Origin of the sequence: Micromonospora sp. NPDC047620 (genome assembly GCF_043205005.1) — a bacterium.
Lineage (GTDB): Bacteria > Actinomycetota > Actinomycetes > Mycobacteriales > Micromonosporaceae > Micromonospora.
Genome location: NZ_JBIDDG010000201.1, coordinates 1 through 1036 on the forward strand (window position 1 = coordinate 1; position 1036 = coordinate 1036).

The 1036-nt window shown below is 63.2% G+C and carries 2 protein-coding genes; both read right to left on the bottom strand.

Features of this window, described 5'->3' with window-relative positions:
- A partial coding sequence (locus ACGF5C_RS35250; RefSeq protein ID WP_393308813.1) for an SAM-dependent methyltransferase occupies positions 1 to 627 on the bottom strand: 627 nt, incomplete at its 3' end.
- A 108-nt stretch (positions 628 to 735) separates the two neighbouring features.
- Positions 736 to 1036: hypothetical protein (locus tag ACGF5C_RS35255; RefSeq protein WP_393308815.1), on the bottom strand; the 301-nt coding region annotated here is incomplete at its 5' end.

Below are 1036 nucleotides of genomic sequence, written 5' to 3' on the forward strand. Positions count from 1 at the left end.
CGCGGATCCGTCGGCGGGATCCCAGAAATGGGTGATTGCAACATAGGATCCGACCGGTATCGCGTCGATGTATCGGCGCATGACTCCGGCGGGGTCGGCATCGTCATCGATGTGGTGAAGGACGCCGCACAGAATCAGAGCGAGAGGACGGCTCGGATCGAGCTGTGCGGCAATCTCGGGACAGGCCAGCAAGGCATCCGGCTCGGTCAGGTCGGCCGATGCGAAGTGGGTGTGTTCGTTGCGTTCGAGTAGGGCTCGGCCGTGGAGAGCGCACAGCGGATCGTTGTCGACATACACCACCTGTGCGGTGGGATTGTGCTGTTGTGCGATCTCATGGGTGTTGCAGACGGTCGGCAGTCCGGCACCGAGATCGAGAAACTGGTCGATGCCGACGCAGCCGGCGAGGTATCGGACCACCCGATGCAGCCATCGACGGTTCATCCAGGCCACATCGCTTTGGCGCGGCGCGATTTCAGCGACCGTATCGCGAACGACACGATCGACTTCGTAGTTGTCCTTGCCGCCGAGCGTCGCGTCATAGACGCGAGCGATGCTTGCCCGCGAAGTGTCCAACCCGACAGGTGTGCGCCCATGGTCCGCAGCGATGGTTTCGGACGGGTCCGGCATGAAGACCTCTCTGGACTACGAAGTCGATGGCGAAGTGGGAGTGTTTGCCGCAATTCCTCAGTGTGACAGCAGATTCAGTGACGTGATGCGGGTTTCCAGCCGCGCTCCTCAGATCGTGGCGACCGAAGTCGCCGCAGATACGAAGTCGGCAGGACTCGGGGCAGCCCCATCGTCGTGTGGCCGGGGGGCAGCGCGTTCGGCGCAAGAGCACTCCAGTCGGAACGGAGATCCGCCGATGATGCGGGCGATGGCCTTCGCTTGCGAGTAATAGCGGTACAGCGGTCCCGTGTGTTCGGAGCCGATGCCGTGGAGCCGGTAGCACTTCTGCATGGCCTCCGGCAGCGCCGTGGTCACCCGGTAAGCCAGCGTCTCGAGGGCAGTGTCGACGCGCTTTCGATGTTCGGCGCTG